Annotated in this window: 1 protein-coding gene; it reads right to left on the bottom strand. The window is 44.3% G+C overall.

Going from position 1 to position 343, the window contains the following annotated elements; all coding sequences use genetic code 11:
• Nucleotides 1–343: DUF5698 domain-containing protein (locus LKX83_RS32140; protein WP_227887326.1), on the bottom strand; the 343-nt coding region annotated here is incomplete at both ends.

Below are 343 nucleotides of genomic sequence, written 5' to 3'. Positions count from 1 at the left end.
CTTTTGCTCTTGCTTCTTCAACCAATCGATCTGAATGGTTTTTAGAAATAACTTGGATCAATACATTACCAAATGCCATTTTCCCTTCCAGCCATGCCCCTACATAGTTCCCTGTCGCGAATCCGAGACAGTATGCAAGAATATTGACCGGCGAATCAAGACTCTGCATTACTTTGCTCAACACGATAACAAAGATCAGAACCTCGAAGAAGCCAATAAGTGCTGCAGGAAGTTTTTTTCCTCTTACAAGTAGAATGGTGCGGATCGCCGCCATCGACATATCCAGAACTCGGGAAAAAAAGATGGCGACAACCCAGATCACTTCACCAAACATCCGCATCCC

Origin of the sequence: Cohnella baijiui (assembly GCF_020731285.1) — a bacterium.
Lineage (GTDB): Bacteria > Bacillota > Bacilli > Paenibacillales > Paenibacillaceae > Cohnella.
The sequence above is the reverse complement of the archived record's forward strand: the minus strand, read 5'-3'. Positions and strand labels throughout refer to the sequence as shown.